At 53.2% G+C, this 24,558-nt stretch carries 15 protein-coding genes; 3 read left to right on the top strand and 12 right to left on the bottom strand.

Going from position 1 to position 24,558, the window contains the following annotated elements; all coding sequences use genetic code 11:
- Nucleotides 1-34: 34 nt before the first annotated feature.
- From CA13_RS13610 to CA13_RS13595, 4 genes are all read right to left on the bottom strand, one after another.
- On the bottom strand, nucleotides 35-586 hold the full coding sequence (locus CA13_RS13610; protein ID WP_419194309.1) for an alkaline phosphatase family protein: 552 nt from the start codon (nucleotides 584-586) through the stop codon (nucleotides 35-37).
- Between the two features lie 91 nt (nucleotides 587-677).
- The gene (locus CA13_RS13605; RefSeq protein ID WP_146403643.1) at nucleotides 678-3,023 is read right to left on the bottom strand and encodes a family 78 glycoside hydrolase catalytic domain; all 2,346 of its coding nucleotides are present in this window, start codon (nucleotides 3,021-3,023) and stop codon (nucleotides 678-680) included.
- A 392-nt stretch (nucleotides 3,024-3,415) separates the two neighbouring features.
- A complete protein-coding gene (locus tag CA13_RS13600; protein WP_146397483.1) occupies nucleotides 3,416-3,604 on the bottom strand; it encodes a putative periplasmic lipoprotein in 189 nt (62 codons plus the stop codon).
- Between the two features lie 217 nt (nucleotides 3,605-3,821).
- A complete protein-coding gene (locus tag CA13_RS13595) occupies nucleotides 3,822-5,087 on the bottom strand; it encodes a DUF1559 domain-containing protein (protein WP_146397481.1) in 1,266 nt (421 codons plus the stop codon).
- 291 nt (nucleotides 5,088-5,378) lie between these two features.
- On the opposite strand from CA13_RS13595, the gene CA13_RS13590 reads away from it, so the two are divergent.
- Nucleotides 5,379-5,906, top strand: coding sequence for a sigma-70 family RNA polymerase sigma factor (locus tag CA13_RS13590; protein ID WP_146397479.1), 528 nt, complete (start codon nucleotides 5,379-5,381; stop codon nucleotides 5,904-5,906).
- Nucleotides 5,903-7,738: a LamG domain-containing protein gene (locus CA13_RS13585; RefSeq protein ID WP_146397477.1), complete on the top strand. Its 1,836-nt coding sequence runs from the start codon at nucleotides 5,903-5,905 to the stop codon at nucleotides 7,736-7,738. Before CA13_RS13590 ends, CA13_RS13585 begins: the two co-directional genes overlap by 4 nt.
- Before the next feature lie 70 nt (nucleotides 7,739-7,808).
- Here the strand turns inward: CA13_RS13585 and CA13_RS13580 are convergent, their stop codons facing one another.
- Nucleotides 7,809-8,165, bottom strand: a complete 357-nt coding sequence (locus CA13_RS13580; protein WP_146397475.1) for a hypothetical protein — start codon at nucleotides 8,163-8,165, stop codon at nucleotides 7,809-7,811.
- 578 nt (nucleotides 8,166-8,743) lie between these two features.
- On the opposite strand from CA13_RS13580, the gene CA13_RS13575 reads away from it, so the two are divergent.
- The gene (locus tag CA13_RS13575; RefSeq protein WP_419194308.1) at nucleotides 8,744-10,117 is read left to right on the top strand and encodes a carbohydrate porin; all 1,374 of its coding nucleotides are present in this window, start codon (nucleotides 8,744-8,746) and stop codon (nucleotides 10,115-10,117) included.
- A gap of 617 nt (nucleotides 10,118-10,734) precedes the next feature.
- On the opposite strand, the gene CA13_RS13570 is transcribed toward CA13_RS13575, so the two are convergent.
- The 7 genes from CA13_RS13570 to CA13_RS13540 all read right to left on the bottom strand — a co-directional run bounded on the left by CA13_RS13570 (nucleotide 10,735) and on the right by CA13_RS13540 (nucleotide 23,971).
- Complete coding sequence (locus tag CA13_RS13570) at nucleotides 10,735-13,494, bottom strand: cation-transporting P-type ATPase (protein WP_146397471.1); 2,760 nt, start codon at nucleotides 13,492-13,494, stop codon at nucleotides 10,735-10,737.
- Between the two features lie 697 nt (nucleotides 13,495-14,191).
- Nucleotides 14,192-15,823, bottom strand: a complete 1,632-nt coding sequence (locus CA13_RS13565; RefSeq protein WP_146397469.1) for a LamG-like jellyroll fold domain-containing protein — start codon at nucleotides 15,821-15,823, stop codon at nucleotides 14,192-14,194.
- Nucleotides 15,820-16,359, bottom strand: coding sequence for a sigma-70 family RNA polymerase sigma factor (locus CA13_RS13560; protein ID WP_419194307.1), 540 nt, complete (start codon nucleotides 16,357-16,359; stop codon nucleotides 15,820-15,822). The genes CA13_RS13565 and CA13_RS13560 overlap by 4 nt, the downstream gene beginning before the upstream one ends.
- 468 nt (nucleotides 16,360-16,827) lie before the next feature.
- Complete coding sequence (locus tag CA13_RS13555; protein WP_146397465.1) at nucleotides 16,828-18,228, bottom strand: alpha-L-fucosidase; 1,401 nt, start codon at nucleotides 18,226-18,228, stop codon at nucleotides 16,828-16,830.
- Nucleotides 18,229-18,278: 50 nt separating this feature from the next.
- The gene (locus CA13_RS13550; protein ID WP_419194306.1) at nucleotides 18,279-19,799 is read right to left on the bottom strand and encodes a sulfatase family protein; all 1,521 of its coding nucleotides are present in this window, start codon (nucleotides 19,797-19,799) and stop codon (nucleotides 18,279-18,281) included.
- Between the two features lie 112 nt (nucleotides 19,800-19,911).
- Nucleotides 19,912-21,321: a beta-agarase gene (locus tag CA13_RS13545; RefSeq protein WP_146397461.1), complete on the bottom strand. Its 1,410-nt coding sequence runs from the start codon at nucleotides 21,319-21,321 to the stop codon at nucleotides 19,912-19,914.
- A 64-nt stretch (nucleotides 21,322-21,385) separates the two neighbouring features.
- The gene (locus tag CA13_RS13540) at nucleotides 21,386-23,971 is read right to left on the bottom strand and encodes a WD40/YVTN/BNR-like repeat-containing protein (RefSeq protein ID WP_146397459.1); all 2,586 of its coding nucleotides are present in this window, start codon (nucleotides 23,969-23,971) and stop codon (nucleotides 21,386-21,388) included.
- Nucleotides 23,972-24,558 lie beyond the last annotated feature (587 nt).

Genomic DNA, 24,558 nt, shown 5'->3' with positions numbered 1-24,558 from the left:
CGATAATGCTTGAATTGCAAGTTGTAAAAAACGCTCATCGTCTTCTAGGAACCCAGGTTTCGGGAGCATTTAACATGAGCGGCTCATGGAAAACAGTCAGCGCGTCGCCCTGTTCTTTCATCCAGCCGTTCAGTTCTGTCAGCAGATCTCGCTGGACTTGTCTCCATTCTGGTTTACCGGCGAGATTGGTTTGCTCGTCCGGGTCTTCCTGCAAGTCGAACAACTCGTACTCAGGCCGATCGTAGTATCTTGCCACGACTTCTGCGGCATGCTTGTCGGTCTTGGCCCGCTGCGTCCACTGCTTGCAGTAGTCACCCGAGGTTTCTCGAAGCAATAGGTCGATGTAAGACGTGAACGCGAACTCGGGGTGCGGGTTGTAGATCAGCTTGTATCGATCCGTGCGAATCGAACGACTCAGATAGACATTCATCTTCAAGTTGCCACTGTGCGTCGTGAAGATTCGCTTCCGATGAGTCTTGGTTTCGCCATGCAGAACCGGCAAAAACGATCGGCCGTCTATATTCGCTGGCACATCGCCGCCGCCGACGAACAACGCGAGCGGTCGCATCCCTCTGATTCGATTCATGGTGGCGCCATGGGATTGTATGGTTGTCATGTAACTACCGGCGTGCAATCACGCCCTTGCAGCCTGTTCGACGAGTGCGAGGACGCCACGTTCACTTAACTTTGATCATCACCGAGCCGCTGACTTCATCCGTCAGGATCCATCGATCTCCGGCCTTTGTGGTTGCAACGGATTCACCATTGACCAAAACGCCTGTGGTCTCGCCCGTCGCCGGCAGATCGACTTTCGCCACCATCCCATCAGGCAATGTGAGTGACATTTCAAACGTGGCCTCGTTCTTCCAATCGATCGAAACCGGTCCGCGTGGCGTCGGAATTGTGCCGCGAGCATACGCCAGACCGCCGGGGCACGGGCGGATCATTGCGGTCGTCCATCCTGGAGCATCTGACTGAGCGCCTAGCACGAAACGTGGCAACAGGTTCGCTGGGGCGGCACCCCATGCGTGATTCCAATCTTGGTTGGGTTTGTATTTCAGATCCCAAGCCTCCCAACTGATCGTCGTTCCGCTCTCGACCATGTGCTTCCAACTACGATCACCGTCGGCAATCATCAACTCAATCGCCTTATCGTCAAGACCATTTTCGAAGAGTCCTTCCATGAAATACTGGGCCGCGTAGACGCTGCACTGCATGTCACGTTCCTTAAGCCATGAAATCACACCAGCAAGTTTATCGTCCGGCACCAGCCCGAAAGCCAAAGGAAAGAAGTTCGCATGAATGCTGCTGTGATCGGTGCCGACACCGTCGCGGTAAATTCCTGAGGTTTCGTCGAACAGAGTCCTTTGGAAGGATGCTTTGGCAAGTTCGACTCGGGATTCAAAAGCGTCCGCCTCCTCGTTCTTTCCGATCGCACGAGCCATTTCGGCCATCTGCTTAATTGCCTCGATGTGAAACGCATTAACGACGGTGTTGATCTCGGTGAAGACATAACCGTCGCGTTCCTTTTGCGGCCAATCGACAATGTCATGCCTTTTTCGATCCATCTCGGCACTACGAACCAGCCCGTCTTCGCCGCTGCGATGCATCAACGTTTTCGCTTTCAACAATTCGTAACGTTGCTTGAGCCACTGGATGTCGCCGGAATACATCCACTCGGCGTGGGCCATGAACACCATGTGCGGCGCCCACTCGGTTGGCCACGTACCATTCTCGATCAGCCAATCGAACGAAGTCGCGGCCATCTTGACGTCGTCGTCGGTGTAGTAGTGACTCAGTTGGTTCAGATACGCATCGGCTTCGTACGGAATGCGTTCACGATCGCCATCAACGTAGACCCCGGCGAACGTCGTTGCTTTGATACTGTATTTGCACAAAGCCCAGATCTTATTCAGCGTTTCGTCGGAACACTCAAACGAGCTCGCCTGATCATTCCAGTCCGTGGCAAAGGCAGCCCGGCGAACGATGTATTCAGGTTTGAACTCACCTTCCCAGCCTTCGATTTCGACCCAACGAAATGGCATAACAGGCCGCCACGTTTTCGGCGTCAATACGGCTGGCGGATGGGCTCGCTTGTTGCCTGCCTGTTCTGTGTTTCGAGAATCAACCGGAGTTGGAATCACCCAATTCCCTTTCAGCGCGACTTCCTTGCGAATCCGGGTCTCGCCATAACGAACCGTTCCAGGTGGATTGCGATCAATGCGACCATCTTTCAACTTTTCACCGAAGTGGAAAATGGCTTCTCCGCGTCCAGTATCGGGAACCCGCGTCTTGAGATTCCCATAAGCCACTTTGCCGAAGTCAACCAAGATTACCTCGTCATTGACTTTCTTGACTGACACTGGCGCCTGCTCCGTCAATGAAACGGACCTCTCCGCAGGAATGTCCGGCAGCTCTTTGATAAACAAGTTTCGAAATCGGTAAGTCTGACCGTCTTCTCCATGGTGTTGGATCCCGATATAGCCATTCGTGTCAACCGCGTCACGGAAGCTTGTGGTTGGAACTCCGTTGACTTCGATAGTGATATAATCCTCAACGCACGTGACCACAAATCGATTCCAGCCGTTTCGATTCAGCGCGTTTGCAATCGTCGGATTCTCAAATGCTGCTTTTGATTCCTCTTCGTGTTCAAGGAACTGAGCTTCAGAGCGTCCCTTGGTGCTTGGCCATATCCACCCACGTCGTCCTTCATCGTAAAGCCCGCCCGACCAACGTCGGTCCGAACCGTCGCATTCCGCTTGATAGCCATAGACTTTCTTTTTTGCATCGTCATCGACATGACAGCGGAACATTACGCCCGAGTTGGCCTTCCCCTCAGGCAAGTGAATTTCAACGCTTAAACGAAAGTCGGCGTATTTGTTTTCTGTGACCAAAAAAAACTTGTCGTTCGCCAGCAAGTGTATCTCGCCATCAACGACCTTTGCTTCGCCATGCGAATAGGGGTTCCGCCAACCTGCTAAGTCTTCCCCATTAAATAGCGGCTTGTAACCGCGACTAATCATCCCCTGAAACTGAGTGTTGGCGTCAACCGCTCCGGATGATTGCAGGCTGGAACTGCTGGACGATACCTGCCCAAAGCTGCTGCCCATCGCGAGGACCGAGGCAAGGAGGAGAGAAAGCGATCGAATCGTCATGGAGTCATCTGGGGTGTTTAGCGGAGTCTGGGATTCTTGACAGAAGGTGCTTTTCTTGCGAAACGTCACCATGCAACATAGGGACTCACCAGGGCCCAGCATCACCACTATTCGACTTGACTTTCATGGTCGCATATTTTGATCCCGGACATGGCCTCATGATCAGCGATGCCGTCGACTTGAGGGCAGCGAGCGGCGAGGCTAAGTCGCCACTTGCTTGCCCAATACTTCGTTAGCCAACCTGGCCTCTAACTAAGCGGCTATTGCCCTAGTTGGTTGCTCTCTTCGTCTGCGGCCAAATCGCCCTCGGCTTCCGCAATCAGCCTTTCGTAGTTGTCTAAATCTTCTTGTGAGGCACCTTCCGTAATGTTCGTTGTTGCGGATGAAGAACAACCGACGAGCACACACATTGGCACCGCAAGGGCCAGAGCAAAAAAGAGAGACTTCATTTTATTCCTAAACATAAAATTACACCGGGTAATATTCGCTGTCGATCGAGACAGTCCGATAGAGTTTTGATTGAAAAACGCAAGGCCCCACTCTTGTTAACCAAGAACGGGGCGATGCGATACTTAAGAAGGCCTTCGTAGAGCCCAGGGACAACATGAATGCCGGTGGCAGCGGAAACGACAGAAACCCGCGTCACCGCAACACCACCTCGGCTTCCTAAAACTCTTCACTAATAACTTCTTTACTCGCTCTTGTTCCGAGCGCACCCCATAGGCCATAGAAGCTAGCAGCCCCTGCTGCAGACGGTGGATTATTGCTATAGGAGACCTGCGGATGGTTCTTATTGCCCGCTTCAATGGAATCGGTAACGAACTTAACCGCTCCGTCCGCCATCAAAACGTGGACTCCACCCTGGTGACGGCTGGAAGGTGGCAGCACACTGTCATTCCAGCCTCGGCCGCCAGAACACATCGCGGAGTTCGGACTCAAAATTGTGTGCATCTGGGAAAACGTTGGATAGCAATCATGCCAGCGATACCCACGGCCTTCAGTCGGGTTAATCCCTGCCTGAGCAGCTGCGACCCAGAATTGAGGACGCTCTGGATCAACATGCTGTTGATTCCACGCGGGATCCCTAAAGCAACGGTCCCGCCCGCTAGCCGCACGGTCGGAATAATTGTCATTTCGCGGAAGCGAGGTTCGTGCATCAAAGTCACCGAGGTCTGTCGCAATCTCACCAGCCACGATTGTGTTCGCTAGGCCATCAAGGATGTCACGAAACTTCATCTGCTTGCACAAGACAAACGCTCCCCTATGAACTTTCCGAGACCGCTCTGCTTGACGGGACTCGTTGTCAGAGTAGGGAAGCGTAGCATTCACTTGACCATTCGAGTTTCCGCTATTTGTTTCATCAACGTTGATCGCAGCATCACGGGTCATGATCGACGAATCCCCCATGCAAGCGGCATAGTTGGTGCGTCCCAATGCTGGCAGCCCGCGACCAGGGTCGCTGGGGCAGCGATAGGTTGGGTTCTCGGTCACCCAAGGACCGTAGTTGGCGCGAGCGGGGCCTGGCCCCATGGCTTGCCACGGCGGAGACTTCGGTGATCCGTCGGCGTTAACAGCCAAGGGATTTGAAACTTGCTCCCAAAGGGCTTGCTGCTCGATGAAGGGAAGCAAAGCAATCAGAAAAGACCCTCGCATATTGATTGAGTTTTGGTCGTTCTGACCATCCCAAAGGTCATGCCCCTGCCCACCACGCGTGCGATAGGTTCCGCAGCCATGAACCGGCATATTCTTGTAGGCAGAGTGGTAATTGTGAATTCCCAAGCCAATTTGTTTGAAGTTGTTACTGCAGCTCATTCGGCGAGCTGCCTCACGGGCGGCCTGAACCGCTGGTAGAAGAAGACCGACCAAAACGCCGATGATTGCGATCACCACCAGCAGCTCGACCAATGTGAATGCCAAACGATTACGTTTCATTCGAAAATCCCAATAATAAAGGAGAGAAAAGAGAGCGACCCCGTCCCGTTACATGCGTCGCTTTGCCGCACTTAAGGTCATGCAGTGGAAGTATTCCCAACTCTATTGCTATTCTTCGCGCGAAATCTCGCTTTTTTTCCCGAATTCCAAAAGCCATTTTCATGGCAAAAAATCCCAAGAAAATTCGCAAAAACACATGCTGTCAGTGGGAATATGTTAGATGTGTAGCAGTGCTACCGCAGCGGCGGTGCCTAAATTGGCTTCATTTCCCGCTCACTTCGGACAGGGCTCATGGCAACGGAGGACTTGTCGCAAGACGATTTTGTTCAACTACTTGCGATGCACTCAAGCAAGATCATGTCGTTCATTCGTATCCTCACGATGAATCGCCAGGATGATGCGGAAGAGATTTTTCAATTGACTTGTATGGTTTTGTGGCAAAAGTTTTCAAAATACGATTCCTCTGGCAACTTCGCTGCCTGGGCGTGTCGCATAGCGCACTACGAGACGCTGAAGCACCGGGAATCCAAGCGCCGCATCAAGCTCTTGAGTGATGAAACGCTCGCATCGTTGGCCGAGGCGGCCATGCCCATCTCCACTGAGTTGAGCGAGCGTCGAACAGCTCTATCGAACTGCCTGAATAAGCTACAAGCCTCGGATCACAACTTGATTCGCGAGAGGTACTTTGACGGTTTGAGCGTCGGCCAAATCTCGGAGCGGGCTGGTCGCTCGACGCATGCGATCTACCGAGAGCTAAGTAAGATACACGGCATACTTTCGCGTTGCGTCGAACGTTCAGCTGGCGAGGTGCTTTTATGAACGCGGACAACCACCAATTCCAAACATTACGTACTTTGATTCTGAAATCGCAGTATGAATCACTGAACGAATCAGAGATCGCTGAACTCAACACATTGATCCAATCCGATGGGGGCGCCCAAGAGGCAGCAACTCTGATTGATCAACTTTGCGCCTTCACCGACTCTGGGTCATTGGACTCCTTACCAATGGCTAAGATAATGTCCGGAACATTCCGAAATGGAGTAACCGAGGGTACGCTAGCTGCTTCAGCAGAGCCAAAGTCCACAAATACTGCGCCAGTGACTTTGGCTGACGCAAACGCGGAATCGCCGCGGCATCGAGCGTTGTATTCCACGCAGTCTACTTATTGGACGAAGGCCTATTGGCTAGTCGGTATCGCTGCCAGCCATTTGTTGATCGCGTCATTGGCATGGTCCCTTGCAAAGACCTCATTAACCAACACTCCTGTCGCCGAAATCACTCTCGAAGCAACGCCACCGCAACTCCTTTCGATGACTGCATGTGTTTGGCATGCTTCGGGTAGCACCGTTCCAACGATCGGTGAGCCGATTCATACCGGCGATGTACTCAACCTAGTTGAGGGCGTTGCCGAACTGAGGATTGGCGAAGACACCCCCAGCGAAGCGCTGGTGCGAATGGAGGGCCCAGCGAGCATTTTCATACGCGCGGATGGACAACTTGGATTTCGCCACGGCACACTGACCGCCAAGTCGATCGGGACCGGAATCGAAAAGGTCACCATTGAAACCCCGATCGGTGAAGTCCTCATCGATGGACAAAGCTCAATCGGCCTTGTGTCGCATAACACCGTTAACGAGGTCCACCTGTTTGCTGGGCGAGCATTGGTGAGACCCACACGGGTAGACTCTACGGCTACTAAGTTTGTCTTAGAACAGGGAGACGCGGTTCGATACACATCGAAGCCAGGGAACGAGTTGGAAACAGTCAAGTTTGAAGCTTCTCTCGCCAACTTTGCCTCGTCGCGGTCCAACGGTTTTGACCCACTAAGACTGGACGAGAATTACGTTGACGCGGTGTTGGATTCCAAACCGAGCATCTACTGGCGATTTGAAGAACTAGCGGGCGAAGCTCCTCATTACGTGGTAAACCAAGGAAGCGCACCAAATATGGATGCGGTTCCTATTGGGAATCCGGGTTGGCACCAATATGGCGACAACCGGGTTGCTGAATTGGGTGGTTCGGCGACATCTTCAGCATTCCAAGCCTTGCAGCCTTGGCCTGAGAAGCCTCTCGATGAGTACACCGTGGAGATGTGGGTCAAGCCGCAGTTGTTTCACCACGGCGAAGTGATCTGTTTGCATGAAATTAAAGCGTTAAAAGATGGCCGTCATCAACACACAATGATGCTCGAAACCATTGCACAGCACTATTATACGCATCGACTGAAGGATTCTCCGCCCAACCGATTTCGGTTTGTCCACCGTTCACTCGGATCACGCGACCCGATAAGTGCCACCAATATGTATGCTGAAAATCCATATTTGGCTCGGGTATGGCAACACGTCGTTGCGCAAAAGCAAGGGGACCGTCAACTGTTGTGGATCGACGGGCAATTGTCGGCTGAACGGTTCAACCCGGTTCCGCTAAGTCAAAACGCACAAATCCTGGTTGGGCAAGTTTACCCAACGTCGACCTATAGACGATTCGTCGGGCAAATCGATGAAATCGCCATTTACGATCGTTGCCTTTCGCCACAAGAATTGCGAAAGCACATCAAGGCTGCTGGTCGATCTGTCGCTCCCAAGGAATTGGGTTTATCCGCAGTGACTAAACGGCGTCCTTCCCAATTACAGGCGGAGGACGAATAAGCGATCAATCGATTTGAAAACCAACTGGCGAAGCGACATCCAATTGGCACAGCAGCTGGATCGGAATCCGTTACGTGGATTCACTGAATAAGAAGTGGAAGAAAACGTTGCTGATGATTTTTAAATCTAACTCGCAAGCTACGGTGACCGTAACTTCGGGATTCGCTTGCCTCGTCTGACCTTTTACTTCCTGCAAACCGTCACGGTAGATCAGCACAGGTGCCTGATCATCCACGCCGTCGTAATTGCCTCTGCGATCGGGTCGGCATTCTCTGCTGCCGAGCGTTGGTTCTAATTGGATACTAATTAGCCGACCCAAGTTCAACTGCAACAAGAGATGCAATACACGGGTCCCCTTAAAACCATCATCGCCGATCGCAACGTCAGGTTGAAAGGGTGCTTGCTGTTGCCAAGGACTCCTGCACATCGCCTGCTATCGCTTGAACCGTACGCGTCCCAGGATTATCAAGCGAGATGTCATCACGAGGAAATTCGTCGACTCGTAACATTCCTACAAAACGCAGTAGGCATCAAAACAAAGAGTGCCTGAAAAGTGCTTGGGGAATTGGCTAGATCTGCGTAGCCCAACTCGGATGCAATTCTCATTACCGAAGCGGTCGCAGTTGCCGACAATTCAACAGCAGACTGCGAGCAAACTTGGTCAACGAACCTCGACAACGTCAATCCGAAATTTGGCCAACCCGCCGATCGAAAAGAGTAAGAGGAATCACTCGTCACTTGGAATTGGGTGATGAGTGATATGCCTACTCGAAAAGATGCGGAAGGTTTGAGACAACAAAATGAACGGTGCGTTGCCGGCGCCATCGATGGAGGGGGAGGAACCGTTATATCCATCACAAACCGCACGCCAAAACAGTCAATTCGTGCCGCGACACATGGGTGTCTGGTTAGCCTGCAAAGCTCCGACCGAAAAAAAATTCTAGCGGGCCAAATATGAACATGGTCCTGCGAAAGCCTCGTCACGCGTTTGAAAGGATTCGTTCGATGTCAAGGATTTTCTGGATCGCCGCATTTCTGGCGTTCTTTGTCGCAACTCAATCGACACCGCTTTTCGCTCAATGCGATCTGTGTGGCGCAGGCAACTCGTGTTGGATGTGCGAGCCTAGTTCAGCATGTGACTCGCTCGGCGCGTGTGATTCACAGCGAGGTGATTGCGACGCTTGCGGCTGTGCTTCGTGCAAATCGTGCCTGGGCGGCGAGCATCTGCTTGGCGACTGGGGCGGGCTGCGAAGTCGTCTAGCCCAGCGTGGTGTCGTCACCGATATCCGCGCGACTCAGTTCTATCAGGGCGTCAGCAGTGGCGGTAATAACGAGCGGTTCCGGTACGGCGGCAAGGTCGATTACAACTTTGCCTTTCTTGGTGAACCGCTAGGGCTAAACAAAGGCTTCACGTTGCTGATGCATGCGGAGACACGGTTCGGCCAGGACTCGATTCTTGATGCCGTTGGACTCGCACCGTCGAATGCGAACATGCTGATGCCGACACTTGAGAACGAGACTGCCATCACGGGCTTTCAAGTCCTTCAAGCTCTCAATGAGGACTGGGCCGTTACGTTCGGTAAGATTAACGTGCTGGACCTATTCAACACAATCTTTCCTCAAACAGGGCGTGGTATTGATCGTTTTATGAATGCCTCGTCCTTCTTTCCACTCACCGTTGCAACAACCGTTCCACTTTCATTTAACGGAGCGGGTGTTTTGAAAATGAACGAAGGAAGAATTCAAGGCGGGCTGTTGGTTCTCGACAGTAACAACATTCCGACCACCAGTGGACTTAGTCAACTGTTTGACAACGGCGCGAATATTGCTGGGCTGTGGCGATTCTTCACCAACTTTGGTGGTCAGCCGGGTTCTCACTTGTTCCTTGGAACCTATGGTACCGGAACGTTCAACTCGCTCGATCCGAACGGTTGGGCATTCGTCCCTGGAGAGGGACTGGTCGCCCCGAATGCAACAGGAAGCTGGAGTGCAACTTATTTTCTGGAGCAACAATTGTGGGCGGATCACTGCGACGCAGATCGCAACATCGGACTCTTTAGTCAGTGGGGACTCGCGGATAAAGAGACATCGCCTTACCAGTGGTGCATGAACATTTCGCTGGATGCGATGGGTCTTGTCAGAGGCCGTCCGCAAGACCGGATGGGCGCCGCCTATTTCTACAGTGGGCTCAGCAGCGATTTGAAAACGTTGGCTGCACCGCTCATTCCATTGGATGATGTGCAAGGCGCCGAACTGTACTACAATGCCGCGATTACCCCTTGGTGCTACTTGACGACCGACTTACAGATCGTTGAGCCGGCCAATGAACGCAACGATACGGCGACCGTGCTAGGGATGCGGCTCTCGATTGATCTGTAAGGTCAATCATGGTGGTGAGGGTTGTTAACGAAATCCAGTTTTTCCCAATAACTGGATCTGGCAGTCTGGCCACAGTGATCTCGTAAAAGCAATTTCTATCTTGTCTTCATCGCTCGCCGGATCGGTTGGCCAGGGTAGAGGCGTTTAAGCACTTTTGAGGCTTTGAGCACGACGGTGCCGTTGACGCCGACATCGGGAATTCCGGTGAAAGACAATCCGCCATCTTTGATGGTGGAATTTGATTGGGAAAACGTGCGGGGACAAACGTAGAAACAACATGTCTTTCGGCAAGCATCGGGGCCAAGTTCGATTCCCTTTGAGTCGAGCCGGTGACCATCTACACCATTGACTCGCCACAGTTGCGTCTGTTGTTCAATGCGTCCAGCAATTCCTGATGCTTCCCCATCTCTTCGTAAAAGTATTATCAGATTTCAGATTCGGTAGATCGACCTCGCCCGCGAAGGAGCGTTTGCTTGGCATGATTATTTCACGCAATCGCGGTAGCGATTTCGAATGTCGCTTGGTCGCAAGGGCAAACCAAAAAGGTGTCCTTAAAACCCTTCATCGAATTTGTCGGCCGTCAAATAAGTGTTTTTGACGGTTTGCCTCCGGACGCTTCACCGCGCCCTCTTGGACGTGGTTGCTTCCGCACGTTCAATCCCTTTCGATTGTCGTCGGCGCCGGACCCATTTCTCGAATCCCACGATTGCGTATGTTGCTAGCCCAGTTAGTAGAATTCGCCACCAGGCATCCCAGCCGATAGGTGCGCTGTGGAAGATGCGGTTCAGAATAGGTGCGTACGTAAATGCCAGTTGCAGCGTCACCATCACTGCGACGCCAACGCCGATCCAGCGGTTCGTCAGCAACCCCAACTCAAACATCGACTTCGTCAGCGAGCGGCAAGTGAAAAGGTAGAACAACTCTACGATGACAAAAACATTTACTGAGACGGTTCGCGCAACAGCGTCGCTGTAGCCCCTGCCTAGTGCCCACTCGAACGATCCGAATGCACCGACCAACATAACGAGCGAGACGAGTAGAATTCGGCCGATCAACTCGCCTGTCAGAATCGGCACACTCGGATCGCGTGGCGGGCGACGCATGATGTCCGGCTCTTTGGTTTCAAAGGCAAGCATTAATCCCAAAAGCACCGCCGTGGTCATGTTGATCCACAAAATCTGCACGGGCAGGATAGGCAATGTAACTCCGATCAAGATTGCGGCGAGGATGACGAACCCTTCGCCCATGTTCGTTGGCAGTGTCCAAACGATGAACTTCGTTAGATTGTCAAAGACGCTGCGGCCTTCCTCGACAGCGGCCTCGATCGACGCAAAATTTTCGTCTGTAAGAACCATATCGGCCGCTTCCTTAGCGACTTCCGTCCCACCAATCCCCATCGCAACACCAATATCCGCCTGTTTCAAGGCGGGAGCGTCGTTGACTCCATCCCCCGTCATTGCCACGATGTGCCCGTGAGCCTGAAGAGCGCGGACAAGCCGTAGTTTTAACTCAGGTGTGGCACGAGCAAAAACGGCTACTTCCTCGACAATTTCAATCAGTTGTTGGTCCGTTGTCTCGGCAAGATCATGAGACGTTTTGACCACGAGTGTATGCGGTTCGCTGAGGTCAGCTCCATCCAGACCAAGTTGTTGTGCAATGGCTTGCGCCGTACGCGCATGGTCGCCCGTGATCATCTTGACGCGGACCCCGGCGGTTTGGCACGCCTTGATCGCGGCCACAGCCTCGGTCCGTGGCGGGTCGATCATGCCCATCAAGCCAAGAAATACCAAGTCTCCGAGATCTGCGTGCGTAATCGCATTCCTATTGGAGGCGAATTGCTTGCTGGCAAAAGCCAGCACTCGCAATCCTTCGGCCGCCATCGCAGCCATCTGTTGAGTGATCGCATTCGCGTTCAAGGGTTGGGGTTCTCCGCTCGCACCCAATGCAAAGGCGCATTTGGAAATCACGACCTCGACAGCCCCCTTCACGTATATCTGCTTCGACGGATCGGATCCCATGCTATGCAAGGAAGCCATGTACTGATGTTGTGACTCGAATGGGATCGAGTCCAACCGAGTAAACTGTTCGCTGATCTGCTTAGCATTCAATCCCGCTTTCCCAGCAACCGCAATGAGAGCGCCCTCCGTTGGGTCACCTTGAACTTGCCAACGCGATTCTGCCTCTACTAACTGCGAGTCGTTACACAATAACCCCGCCAAGAGGGATTGATGTGCAGCCACGTTCGACAAAACCTCGCTCGCCTCGTCGTTGGATGTGTTGATCTCGCCGGATGGTTCGTATCCCGTGCCGGAGGCTTTGAACGCCTGTTCGCCAGCCCAGATTTCCCGCACCGTCATCTGGTTCACTGTCAATGTGCCAGTCTTGTCCGAGCAGATCACGGTCGTGCTGCCGAGTGTTTCGACGGCAGGCAATTTGCGAATGATCGCTCGACGGCGCGCCATTCGGGAAACTCCGATGGCCAACGTGATCGTCACAGCCGCTGGTAAGCCTTCGGGAATCGCCCCCACCGCTAAGGCCACGGCCGCCATAAACATCTCGAACTTCGCTTGCCCACGCCACACTCCGACGGCAAAGGTCACAGCGGCAAGAACGAGAATCACGACAAGCAGCCATCGGCTGAATTTCGCAATCTTCCGCGTCAAAGGCGTCTCAAGAACATCCGCGGTGGAAATGAGTTCGGAAATGCGTCCGACTTCCGTTTTTGCGCCGATGGCAACAACAACACCGCGTCCTTGGCCATATGTCGCCAACGTCGATGCATACAACATGTTGCGTCGTTCAGCCAATGCCGTCTCTCGCTGAAGCTCCGTTGCCATTTTTTCGACGGGTACCGACTCACCCGTCAAAGCCGACTCGTCTATCTGCAAATCCCGAGCACGAAGCACCCGCAAGTCGGCAGGTACCTTGTCACCTGATTGCAACAGCAAAATGTCGCCGGGAACCAATTCAGTGGAAGGCACATTGCGGGTCTCGCCACTGCGGACAACGCGTGCTTCGGTCAGCGTCGTGCGAGCTAGAGCCTCTAGTGCTTTTGCGGCTTTCGATTCCTGCAGAAATCCGATGGTGGCATTCACCAATACGACACCGAATATCACAGACGCATCCACCCACTCACCCAAAAATGCCGTAATTACCGCCGCTGCCATTAGGATGTAAAGCAGCGGTTGATGAAACTGCAGTAGAAAACGAGCCACCGCTCCTGGTCCACTTTGCACAGGAATCGCGTTTGGCCCGAAATGCCGTTGGCGCGCCTCCACTTCAAACCGATCCAACCCTTTTTGCAAGTCGGTAGCCAACAGCCCAACCACATCACCAGCGGGAGTGTGATGCCAGAGTCGTTCGATCAGCGTTTCCATCGATTAATCCAATTCGCCTATTAATTGAATCTGGTTGGTCACCGTATAAGTTTACTCGTCAGGCATTCGCAGCGCCAAATGAGGTGATCGGTAAATCAATCAAACGTTGTCACCGCAAATGTCGTACCCGAAAAGCCAACCCATTGGTTCGAGGGACTCGGATCGCAGTGTTTCTGCGTCGGAAATTATGAGTGTGGATGACGAAGATCGACGATTGGCCTTGTCAGGAATGCTGACGAAGATCGCTCCGCGCCAGTACACTCCCGACAAAATCGCCAAGCTGCCGATACTATCGCTGAACGAACCGATCAACCTTTCACGGCGATGTTTACCAACACCGCTCGCACACGTGAGGTGAACACGCCCTCAGAGATGGTCTTTATTTTCAATGTCCCGCGATGAAACGATTCAAACCACCGAGATCTTGGACCGAAGCAAAATCACATCGGTTCTTTAGTTCGAAGTCTAACCCATGAAGAAAACAGTTCATCCAGTTCTTACGCGAAAGTGTGCTTATTGTCGCAAACGCGGATCTGTACGGATTGTTCTTTCGTATCGCGTTGGCGTCCAATCGCCCGGCGTTGCGGTTCGGCGGGCCTCGGCCAATGGCGTTCTTGTCATGAACCGATGGCAGCGAAGACGGTTCATTGACAGACCGTTTTTCAGTTCGTCGTTGCGTTGCTCACTGCTGCTTCGGTCAGCGAAGTCCGTCGGCATAGATCGCCCTAATTTCACTCGCCGTCAACGGCTTACCGAAGATTGTCAGTTCGTCGATTTGGCCGTTGAAGTTGCGGATTTTTTGGGGACTGTATTTTGCGGGAGTTCCCCAGTTTCCGATTTCCGTTTCGCCGAATCGAAGTTTGAAATTGTCGGTGGTGATGGGCGACACGCCAACACTTTCGCCGTTGATGTAGTGAGTGACTCGGGCGGAATCACTGTCGTAGACTGTGGCCAAATGGGTCCAACGACCGAGATGCTTGATATTCAGGACCGGTTTAGAATCATAGGCGACATGACCACTGGGAGTCTGGATGCCAAGCAACAGGCGGCCATCGTCTCGCAGTTGCCAGTGCGGCTCACCGACTTCATATCCGTTGGTCAACACGAGCGCGATGAACGGACGATCGAGTCCGTCGATGCGAACCCACGCAGAATAGGTCAGTGAATCGAACTCGCCCGGAATCTGCAACCGGACGCGGTCACCGGGATGCTTGAACTCCAACGCATTCTTTCCTAACCAGCGACCCTCGGTCCACCGGCAACCGATGATGGCTCCATCAAGTCGCAGGCTATCGGAAGCGTGACTGCGTAACAATCGACTGGATATTGGGTCCTTCTCGAACGAGTAATGAATCGCAACTCGGGGATCGTCGATCAGCGATTGGCGTTTCGACTTCCACTGCTGAAGCCGTGCGGTGTTTCGCGCCGATGCCAACTGAAGCAACTCCGATGAGGAGACAAATTCGACTAGCTTCGTCTTCGATGCGACGATCTTGCCGCCTGCGGAAACCAACGCACCTTCGGTTTCCGTGAATTCCTGACGCGTCTCGGCGGACCGATCTGTCCCGGACTCGTAAAGCTCCACCTTGCCATCGAACACATGCACCGATGCGCTGCCGTCATCGGCGACATCCATACCAAACTCGGTCCCAAGGTCCACCAATTCAACGTTCGGCGAGACCACCGCAAAACCTTCTGCTTGTGGAGGAACGTGGGCTCGCAGACGCCCACGTCGACAGATCAGGCGATCCGCATTCACGAACTCCAACTCTGCCGGGCCTTCAACGACAACAACAGCACCGCGATAGAATTCCAATTGGATCAAACCGGACTGAAGCTCTACCTTTCCCGGTGAAACACTAGAACCAACCTGCAGTTGAGTTTTGCCTGTCCACCGAGTGTCGTAGCTTTGCGTGACGACTGCAACGCCTTCGTCGAACAGTTCAACGTGAAAGTCGTCCTCGACGCCTTGAGGTCTTGCCCACAGCATTGCAAAAAGAATCGTAGCGGACGATGCCAACAAGATCATCGCAATCGTTCGAAAGCGGCGTGTGTCAGCAAGAGTATTGCTCGTCGACTTTGAATGTGGCACAGGCTGGACGCCGGTGAATTCACCGACCACAGGCTGGAAGCCTGTGCCACTTATTGCTCCCGCGTCTCCTAACATGGCCGATAGGTGCATCGCCTCCGCAAAACGTCGACGCGCGCCGGGCTGAGTCTTCAAAAGATTTTGAAGTTCGACCGATTGGTCGTCGGAAAGGCTGTCATCGCGCAGTGCTCCGACAAGTTCTTCCAACCGTGTTTCCCAGTTATCAGATGACTGATTCATAAAACACCCTCCTCCTGCACCTTTTCGTTGATGCAATCCAACAACAAGGACTGAATCCGATTTAATCGTTTATAGATTGCCACTCGACTACGCCCCAATTGCTCGGCGATGGACGCAACGCTTCGAGACATCTCGAATCGCGACGCGAGCAGTTCTCGACCGGAGGCATCGACTTTTTGCAGGCACTCTCGCAGAGCAACCTGCCGAGATTCATGTTGACAACTGACTGCAACCGCCTCGTCGGCCAGTAGTGCGAACTGCTGGTCATCGAGCGGCAAGGGAACCTTCTTTTGCTTTCTCCGCCAATTGAGGATCGTCAATCGCGAAACAGCCATTCCCCACGCAGCAAAATCCGTCCCCGGTTCAAACTTGTCGAACTTCTGCCATAGCAGCGAACTGACGTCCTGCAGAATGTCATCGGCTGCGGCACGGTCATGAACCAGCGTTAAGATAAAGCCATACAGCCGCCGTTGATTCGCGACCAGTAGTCGTGAAAACTGTTCGACTTTTTCGTCGTCGTGCGTTGAAGGTGGCATCTGCTTCCAGCCTGTGAAATGTGAAAACATGAATTGCGGACGACAGGCATGATGCGTATGCCACGAAGCCGATTCTCGGCAAAAGTCGAGCCGCGTTCCAGCGAATAGGTAATGTCGCCGTCAGAGACATTGTAAACCCAGAAGCAGAACACATTGGGGAAATCTTACTGCATGTCCCGTGATCGCGGTTTCCAAACTGTGTCTGCTGACATTACCACGTTGTGAGCTAACAGAATGACTTTTCCACGCCCAGGCACTTTTCGCACAACATCAGCAGGGTCCGCTGCTCTTCAGTTGACAGGCTCAGTGCAAGATTATCCACGGTTGAGAGGAGAATTCGACATCGCCCAATTGCACACGTGTTACGGCTGAACCAAGGCCCTACCCCTTCGGCTCATGCGTCGCAAAGTTAAATCCTATTTGGTTGGCCCTGTTGTGTCGCCCTCTTCATTCAGAATGGCTTGTTCCTCAGGTAACGTTGAAAACAGCCAATCGACGTAGGTGCGGCTTCGCCCGGGCCTTGGAGATCTTCAGCCGCACGGCGGCCACGTCGACGTCGGTGAAGGTCTGAATCCTTTTATGTCCGATGCATTCACCGGAACACAGGGGCTGCCATTCTCCACCAGGCATGCGCCCTTCGAGTGTGTATTCGCGGACACGTTCACCTTCGGCAATGTCTTCCATGGCGATCATGTGGTTGATGCGTTGGGGAGTTGGAAGCTTTAACTCAATGGAATCTCCGGTTCCCGATGTTTCCGCGATGGATTTTCCGAACCGGCGTTGGATCTCCTTCCCGAATTCGGCCAGCCGGTTGATGTCATGGTCAGGCACCAGACCTTCTGATGTGACAACCTCGCCAAGAAGCAGGTTGCAGTTGTGCCCGACTGACCCGTAGTACTTCTTCATCAATTCCTGAAGCGACCACACTTTGTTGTCCTGCCCCGGCTTCCAGAACCAGTTGTGGTTGCGCAAGGGGACGTCAGCCATCCCCGGCGCCCAGACCGAGCCATCGGCGACTCCCTGAGACAGGTTCGGTTTCCAATCAGTGTGGTTGTGCCCGACGGAGCCGTCTTTGCCCTTCGGCATCGTGGCCCAGCAGGGGTAAGGCACGTGTCCGTGTTCGTTCCCTACCCAGCGGACATCGCTCCGCCGGGAGCTGTGATAGAAAACGGAATTGGGCTGGTACTTTTCGAAGATCGGAAGTGAATTGGGACCGTCCTCGTGCGGCAATTTCGTACCCGCGTCGTACCAGATCTGAACCAGCTCCCCGTATCTCGAACAGAGCTCTGTCAATTGCGCTTCCGCGATCTGGTTGTACGCTTTCTGCTTCTCCGTTTTACGACCCTTGCCCCAGTCTACATAGTGCCCCCACACGGTCTGGTAAACATTGCGGTGGGTGCTGAAGTAAATACCGGGGCGGATACCGGCCTTTCGGCAGGAGGCCACGAAATCGCCAACCACATCACCCTTACCGTTTCGCCAGGTCGCCTGCTTGACGCCGTACGGGTAGAGGTCACTCTGCCACTGCATGAATCCATTGAAATGGGTCGCGGTGAACACGGCGTATTTGGCCCCGCAGGCTTTCGCCGCCTCGATCCACTGATCCGTGTCCAGTTTCTTCGGGTTGTACCGCTTTGGATCGAAACGCTCTCTGTGAGTATTATTTCCGGCAAAATTCCCGGCCGCGATAGAGAGGTCGAAATGATACACCAGGCCGATCTCGCAATCCTGCCAAGACATCTGCGCTCTCGTTGGCAGCGGCAGCAGCGTGTCATCAGCCGTTTCCGCGCCGAGAGATAAAGAGGGATGCAGTGCCATGCCGCCGAGACATGCCGTGCCGACCTTAAGAAACTCTCGTTTAGTTATCATTCCAGTGGCCCTCTCATTCGCTGTGTCAGTGTATCAAAATGTTGCATCTGCTATTGAGTACTTTCCTTTTCAAGGCTAACCGGTTCGTTCCCTCGCTGCTGTTTCTGTTTTTTCAACCGACGCGATTGAGCATCTTCCTTCGGGGTCTTTGGATCCCACGGCGGGATCGTCGCCATCGCTTCCTTGAGTTGTTGAATTGTGATGAGATCCTGTGGTTCAGTCGATCCAGCCAAGTCCGTTCTTTCATCCGGATCGACTTTGGTGTTGAACACGCGACCATCGTGATAGAGCTTATGCGTATGGTTCCGCACCCAGCGGCCTATATAGTCATACTGCGGCGCTTGTCCGGGGTCATGCTCCACCAGAATCCATTCACGCGGCGTTCCCTTCTCACCTTTAATCTGCGGGAGAAAACTTACCCCGTCGGTATCCGCCGGAGCTGCCACGCCAGCGGCCTCGGCCAGCGTCGGCATGAAGTCCGTAAAATCGATCAAATCACCACACACCTGGCCCGCTTTCATGCTGCCTTTCCAATAGGCCAACAGAATGGAACGGGTGCCGTCATCGGTTAGATACATCTTACCGGTCGTCAACGTTCGCCCATTCAGTGAACGATTCAACCTGTGGTAGGTCCCATTGTCGCCCGTAAAAAGAACGAGCGTGTTGTCCAGCACACCTTCGGCCTCGAGGAAAGCAAGCAAACGCCCCATGAGCTTATCGACGTAGGCGACCATATCCTGCTGGTTCTTCTCTTTATCCGTACAGGTTGGATCCTCAGAATCCGGTGTTGGAATGAACGGCGCATGGGGCAGCATCATCGGGTAATAGATAAAGAAGGGCGCCTCCTTTTTGCGACGGATAAAGTTGCAGGCATAATCCATTAAGACATCGGGACCAAATCTCCCCTTCAACTCCTCATCGTAGCGCAAGACCTTCCCATTCTGCTCAATGACGGGTTTATGAAACTGATCCGGCGTGGTGTTAAAATCCAGTTTAGCATTCCACATGCAAAACTCATCGAACCCATTTTTTGAAAATCGCGGCCAGCGATCTTCCGCCGGAACTGCATATTTCCCATAGCCGTTCAGCTGGTGCTTTCCAATGATCGCAGTCGCATAGCCCGCATCTTGCATCAGGTTTCCGATCGTATAAATGTTCGGGTTCATATAGGCGAACATTTCATAGTTGCGGAAGTTATAGCGCCCACTCATCAGCTTGACCCGCGTCGGAGTGCACATCGCATTCGAATAGGCGTCCGTAAACATAACCCCCTGTTTCGCCATCCGGTCTAAATGCGGCGTTTTATACGGAGCACCTCCATGAACGGAAAGGCACTCAAACCCCATATCGTCTGCCATCACTAAAATCACATTCGGCTTCGAGGCGGTGGCTGCAGAGCACGTCCCCACCGCAAAGGCGCAGATTCCAAACAATACAGAAGACATCAGAACCCACCCTCGCTGATGGAAGAAGAACGGCTTTCCCAATCCAACTGCGTGACGGAGTTGGCTCGTTGGGAAGGCTGTTCGGACGGGAGTCCTGTGATCAAGGTTTCCTGTTGATTCAATCATGACTGGTGTTTTCCGTGAGCCTTCCGTTGGAATAGGCAATGATTCAGTGGAGCAGGTCGATGTCACAAAAATTGATCGTTTCCATTTCGTAAGCCGATTCGCTCTTGACATCTTACTTGGCCGCTTCATGCAGATCCGCCGCTTTGCTGTTGAACTCTCGAATCACGTCAGTCCACTCGGTGTAGTAGTTCTCGAACGGATCCATGAACCCGTTCTCATTCGAGTCCACATCACCTCGCAAGGCACCGTCCCATTGCTGCAGCATTCCGCAATGGTGCCAGCCGATGATGTACGGCTTTGCCATCATGCCATCGAGTGTCTCTTTATACATGGCTGACACGTCGGCGAGGTCCTTCGCATTGGTCCACCAGCCCTTGACCTTGTACTGCTGCTGGTTCGGATGAACGTACGCGTAGGAACCGTCCCCGTTGAAGATCGGTTTGCCGAGCTGCTGATAGATCCAATCGGTGGTCTCGGCGTCTTTCGACCAGCGGTTGTAGGATTGAACCACAATGACGTCTACATATTTCTTGAGCGATGGAATCAGGAACTTACGGTACATTTCGATCATCGTCTTGTCGCCGAAGATCAGGTGATTCCGGTCATGCTGCCTGATCGCATCATGGTGCAGCCGGTACCACCGGTCGGCGATGAGTTGCATGAAAGACTCCATGTCCTGCTCGGCTGCTTCCGCGTCGGACGGGTCGAACCAAGTCTGCTGATGTGCCAGTTGCTCCCAGCTTGTGCCATAAATCGCCGGTGCGGACATTCCCCATACCTTGGCCGCCGCCTCCGCCGTGGAGTAGCGGCTTTTGAGATGCTCGATCCATCGTTGCTTGCCGGGACTGGATGCCCCCAGCCGAACGATTGTATTGAGCCAAGGATAGATCATCACGCGCTCATTCTCGCGACGTTGGATATAATCGGGCATGACCCAATGAGGGATATCCGTGTAGAGGTAGCCCAAGAGGTTACGGCTCTGCTTGTGCTGGCTCACTACTTCAGCGACGCGTTGATTAAGGTACACCTCAAAATCGGAAGAAAAGATGTCCGGCATCGGGCCTTCGCCAGCCTCGTGTCTCCAAAGCGCGAGCGGCGCGGTCTCCAGAGAAGCCAGGTAGTAGACTTTGTCTTGGTAGAGTGACGGCGAGATCGATGGATGCGTATGTTTGCCAAACGTGTTGAAACGGAGATCTCTGCAGATTTCCACCTGGCGGTTAATCCACTTCTCGGCGGCCTCGCTATCGGTGTCGAATCGACCTTGCGGTGTGAGCATGTCGGCCCCATATCGCTTGAGAGTGGCCTCCTGGTTGTAGGGGGCCAGCCAAAGATGCGGTTCGATGTGGTTCACGCCCAGGCTGACGAACTTCTGCCCGTCGGGACTGATGAACCACCAGACGCCGTCGATCTGTTCGACGCGAACATAGCCGGTGCCTGAAGCCGCCGTGGCCTGCGGCGTAAGCAAAGCGGCGGCCACAAGCAGTGACGCGATCAGTATGGTTCTTAAGGAATGTGTTTTCATGCTTGTTTCTTACTTTAGCGGCGTTGGCGCCCCCGGTCCGTCCTGGGCACGCACGACGTTCTCTTTAGAAGTCAAAGTCGATTGAATTCAGGGTTATCGAAGTTCCCGTGGATTTGGCGTTCTTTGTTCCCGTACTCCTGATCGTGAATGTGTGAAATCCCTTCTTCATACCCTGCTTCGAAAAGCCACTGACATTCACTCGGAGTGAAGGGCTGTAGAGATCCACGGTGCCTTGGCTCTCTCCGTCGAGCAGAATCTCTACGATTCCCAAATCCGGTCCCATAATGCAGCGATAGTCGACGCTCGTGCCCGTGAAGCAGGCGTTGATGTCATAGCCAGGAACGTTCACGAGATACTTGTAATAGACCCCTTGCGTCGCCTTCTTGTGTCTCAACATCTGGTAGTGGCCGCGGGGTAACATTTTCGTGACTTGATCTCTTAGAGCCAAGTCGTCGCTGTTGCGATAGCTGTTGTAATTGAAGGCATCCCAATCAAGAGTGACGGACTTCCCATCGGGGTCTCGCATGTAGATATCGTGAAATCGCGGCTGGTACTGACTGCGATTTAGCACGGGCTCCCACGTCGCACCTCTGTCTCGACTTCGATGGATTCCCGCGAGGGACGCGGCAAAAATCGTTGCGTCCTCATTGTAGGCAGGCGAAAAAGTCAAACCGTCGTAGAGAAACCTGCCTCGTAATCCTACTTCTTTCCACGTGCGACCACCGTCGGACGTCTTGATCACACCGTCTCCAAGGGTGCAGACGTACAACGTATTGTCTGACTCATAGTTCGGAGAAACGGTGATGTTGTAAACATAACGACCTTCCAGCCCACTCTCCAAAGCCCGAAATGAGCCGATATTTCCACTGTCCGTGGAATAGATAATCTTGCCGGTTCTCGTCATCGCATAGACGGTCTTGTCGGTCGCGTACGTTGGTGAGATCAGAACGTTGTCGATGGCCTGACCAGCAACCTGAATCCAGGTGTCCCCACTGTCGTCGGAAGCGAACAATCCTTCCGTTGAACCACAGAAAATCCTGTTATGGCTTGGATAGGATGGTGGAAAAGCGAACCCGGTGATGTAGCCAGTTCCGCTCCCTACAGATACTTCTTTGGCGACACCTGTCTTTTCCGAATAGGTAAAGACGTGCGTGTCATTTCCTCCCAAGATGTACCTTGGCAAGACAAACAGTAACAACAGTCCGTCATGCTCGAAGTTTGGCGAGATGGCGAGTTCTCGATACAGCAAGGGAAGGTATTTACCTGCCTGATTTGGGTCAGGAAGGAGTTTGGAAAGCGTTTCATTTTGCACATACGACTGACCGCCGTCGGTCGACTTATGAACTCCCGAGGCGATGTCCATGACGAATAACGCTTTATCCTTGTCGTAGTTTGGCGAGACGAGAACGCCATTCGCGAAAAGCAACTCGATTCCCTCGGTAATGGGCAACCAGTCATTTCCACCATCTTCCGATTTGAAGATGCCTGCGTTGTAGGTGCCGAGGAAGACGTTCTGTGACGTGCTGTAGTCCGGAGCAATGCTTGCGAAGAATCCCCAATGGACAGGCCATACCGCCACGTATCTCCAGAAAGCTGCATTGTCTGTCGATTTGAACAAGCCCTCGGTCTTGCCCAGGAATATTGTGTTGTCTCTCGCGTAGCTGGGTGAGAACTCAAGTTGCGTAACATGGATATTCTTATGCTGTATCCATCGATTCAGACCGTTGGATACCAACGTCCAACTGGCACCCTGGTCGGTTGACTTGTAAGCGTATCCGTTCGCAGTTCCCATGATCATGGTTCCGTCGTTACCATAGTTGGGAGAGATTCGTACTGTCGCGGCAAAATCGCCCTTCAATTCATAGGTTGGCGTCCATGTGTCGCCCCGATCGTTGCTGGTCATGATCCGTCCATCTGTAGAGGAAGCGATCATCGTCGAATGATCAGAGTTTGCGGCGACATCGAAATCCGCAACCACCAAATCCTCCAGTTCGCTGTTCAAGGACGCCCAGGAGCCGTTGGCGAGATCGTAAACGTGAACCTGCCCTCTCTTGTAGGTAATGACCTCCTGCCCGTTTACGAAGGGAGGTTTGTCGTAATAAGCAGTGTGCACATAGAGCGAATTCGATCTCCGGCAGAGTCGCCCTATTCTCGCGGCAGCGGGAAAGGTCTTGAGTGTCTCCAAAGACGCTCCATTGCGTTTGGACAGATACAAACCCGATCTTGTTAAGACATAGGCATCTTGGGTCGCGGAGTAATTGTCGTCGAGCCAAATGCTGAGAATGGACTGTTTCCTGAGATGAGGTTGCCGTTGCCAATTGATCCCTCGATCTTCGGACTTGTAGTATCCCTGATCAGTGAAGAGATAAACGACTTTGTCGTTCTTGAAATTGGGCGAGAATGTCATGCCCGTCGCGAAGGCGCGAGTCTCAAGTCCACCATGGGCTTCCGAAAATGTCTCTCCGTGATCGGTCGATCTCAGGATGCAGACTCCAAACTGGTCAGCGCTCGCGAAGACCAAGCCGTCCGACTCATATTCTGGGCTGATACCGAGGGCGCGAATGATGTCATGGGGCACATGCCCGTACAGCGTGCTCGACACAAACATCGAAGCAATGACAAACACGCCGCACCCGCGTCTGCTTAACATCGTGCATTGCCTTCGCCATTTGGTCTGTTTGTGCTCGCGGCCAAAAAAGCGGGAACCAAGCGTCGGCATGGGGATGTCCTTCAATCACTAATAGGTATGACGGTTCAATCGTGCGACGATCGTATTGACCAACGGATCACGACAGATTGCGACCTCGCTGCCGAGCCGCCACTCTTGGGCAGCATGTGGCCATCCGTTTCTGTCACGACCTGCCTACATGTAAATGTCAATTGGGGCGGGGATGTAAACCTTCGTTCAGAGAAATCCTCAGAATTCCAACCAGGTTGTTCGACGGGCTCGTCCTGGGCTGTCAAAGAGTTGGTATTGTCAGCGATTTACTGAGGCTCGTTTCTATTCCGTGGCTTGGCTAACATCCCTGTCGGGATTGTTGATCCCAACGGGATCGCAGCCGGACCGCTGCCATCCCTCCGGGATGAACGATCGTTAGGGCACGACGCATCCCGGTGGTGTCGCTGCGCTCAACCACCGGCTAATCGCTAACATCCCTTCGGGATTGTTGATCCCAACGGGATCGCAGCGATTAGCCCCCGGTCGCGTTAGCGCACCGGGGGAAACGGTTCCGCCCA

This window comes from Novipirellula herctigrandis (assembly GCA_007859835.1).
Taxonomy (GTDB): Bacteria; Planctomycetota; Planctomycetia; order Pirellulales; family Pirellulaceae; genus Novipirellula_A; species Novipirellula_A herctigrandis.
The sequence above is the reverse complement of the archived record's forward strand: the minus strand, read 5'-3'. Positions and strand labels throughout refer to the sequence as shown.

Bases quoted from the DNA above. Each gene is read 5' to 3' on its own strand.
- CA13_RS13600 (WP_146397483.1), bottom strand. From the start codon at position 3,604: ATGAAGTCTCTCTTTTTTGCTCTGGCCCTTGCGGTGCCAATGTGTGTG.
- CA13_RS13610 (WP_419194309.1), bottom strand. From the start codon at position 586: ATGAATCGAATCAGAGGGATGCGACCGCTCGCGTTGTTCGTCGGCGGC.
- CA13_RS13545 (WP_146397461.1), bottom strand. From the start codon at position 21,321: ATGAAAACACATTCCTTAAGAACCATACTGATCGCGTCACTGCTTGTG.
- CA13_RS13575 (WP_419194308.1), top strand. From the start codon at position 8,744: ATGTCAAGGATTTTCTGGATCGCCGCATTTCTGGCGTTCTTTGTCGCA.
- CA13_RS13585 (WP_146397477.1), top strand. From the start codon at position 5,903: ATGAACGCGGACAACCACCAATTCCAAACATTACGTACTTTGATTCTG.
- CA13_RS13550 (WP_419194306.1), bottom strand. From the start codon at position 19,799: ATGATTGAATCAACAGGAAACCTTGATCACAGGACTCCCGTCCGAACA.
- CA13_RS13570 (WP_146397471.1), bottom strand. From the start codon at position 13,494: ATGGAAACGCTGATCGAACGACTCTGGCATCACACTCCCGCTGGTGAT.
- CA13_RS13560 (WP_419194307.1), bottom strand. From the start codon at position 16,359: ATGCCACCTTCAACGCACGACGACGAAAAAGTCGAACAGTTTTCACGA.
- CA13_RS13540 (WP_146397459.1), bottom strand. From the start codon at position 23,971: ATGTTAAGCAGACGCGGGTGCGGCGTGTTTGTCATTGCTTCGATGTTT.
- CA13_RS13580 (WP_146397475.1), bottom strand. From the start codon at position 8,165: ATGTGCAGGAGTCCTTGGCAACAGCAAGCACCCTTTCAACCTGACGTT.
- CA13_RS13590 (WP_146397479.1), top strand. From the start codon at position 5,379: ATGGCAACGGAGGACTTGTCGCAAGACGATTTTGTTCAACTACTTGCG.
- CA13_RS13595 (WP_146397481.1), bottom strand. From the start codon at position 5,087: ATGAAACGTAATCGTTTGGCATTCACATTGGTCGAGCTGCTGGTGGTG.
- CA13_RS13565 (WP_146397469.1), bottom strand. From the start codon at position 15,823: ATGAATCAGTCATCTGATAACTGGGAAACACGGTTGGAAGAACTTGTC.
- CA13_RS13555 (WP_146397465.1), bottom strand. From the start codon at position 18,228: ATGATAACTAAACGAGAGTTTCTTAAGGTCGGCACGGCATGTCTCGGC.
- CA13_RS13605 (WP_146403643.1), bottom strand. From the start codon at position 3,023: ATGATTAGTCGCGGTTACAAGCCGCTATTTAATGGGGAAGACTTAGCA.